Source organism: Paenibacillus cisolokensis (assembly GCF_050481165.1).
Classification (GTDB): Bacteria; Bacillota; Bacilli; order Paenibacillales; family Paenibacillaceae; genus Paenibacillus_AH; species Paenibacillus_AH cisolokensis.
This window is the reverse complement of sequence record NZ_JBCNFP010000214.1, coordinates 1-988: the sequence shown is the minus strand read 5'-3', so window position 1 is coordinate 988 and position 988 is coordinate 1. Positions and strand designations below refer to the sequence as shown.

The 988-nt window shown below is 41.6% G+C and carries 1 protein-coding gene; it reads left to right on the top strand.

The genetic code is table 11. From position 1 onward, the window contains the following. Positions 1-149 precede the first annotated feature (149 nt). Positions 150-971, top strand: a complete 822-nt coding sequence (locus tag ABEV74_RS23135) for a helix-turn-helix domain-containing protein (protein ID WP_430150082.1) — start codon at positions 150-152, stop codon at positions 969-971. Positions 972-988 lie beyond the last annotated feature (17 nt).

The window sequence follows — 988 nt, the reverse complement described above, 5'->3', positions numbered from 1 at the left end:
AGCTTGTAACCCTCTCTTGCGATCTGATCTCCTTTCTGGTGTCGGAGCCTTAAGGATACTACAGATTCGCTTGATTGGGTTATTTTGCTATGTGACGATTTTTCGACAAGAACTTTTCACTGTCCAGAATTGGAAGGAGTATGCGTTTTATGATCAATCAAGTGGTGATCAATTTGAATGAACTGACCAATTTGACTTCCATCGGACTGTTTGAAACCAAAAATCCCTGGTATCACGTGGATCGAACCCTGGATATCGATAAAATGCTATACGTTGTCAATGGGGTCGTCACGTTGTGTGAAGAAGGCATCGACTACGCTATAGCCAGCAATCAAGTTTTCTTTCTCAAACATCGGTGCAGGCATTGGGGAAAAACCGAAATTGAACCCAGAACAAAATGGTTTTGGGTTTCGTTTAAGCCGTTTCAATTCAAAAAAGGTGTTGAGCAGTACGCTTTGCCGAAACAAATAACCGTTTCGTCACCTGCGCACCTGACCACAACTTTAAATACCATGTTGCACCTTTTCAATTCTTCGGAACCGTTCAAAAAGGAACGTCTGAATGGATATTTGTACTATATTTTGTATCAACTGTTGGTTCAACAAGTGAATAACCGATCGGACAAGAAAGCCAAAACTATCACCGATCAGGTGAAAAACTTGCTTTATGAGCACCTGGAAAGTCCGTTCTCCAGCCAATTCATCGAGGAGTCTCTGAACATGAATTACAGCTATATCGGACGAATGTTCAAATCCGTCACGGGAACAAGCATCAATCGCTACTTTAACGAGTTAAAAATACAAAAAGCGACGGAACTGATGCTACTTGACACACTGAATATTTCGGAAATCAGTGAATCGCTCGGCTATCCAAACCCGTATTATTTCAGCCGTGTCTTCAAACAAGTGACCGGCGTCTCCCCCAAAGAATACAGACGAAACTTGTATATCAAATCAATAGCGTTGCATTAACATGAAATCGGAATGTG

Bases quoted from the DNA above. Each gene is read 5' to 3' on its own strand.
- ABEV74_RS23135 (WP_430150082.1), top strand. From the start codon at position 150: ATGATCAATCAAGTGGTGATCAATTTGAATGAACTGACCAATTTGACT.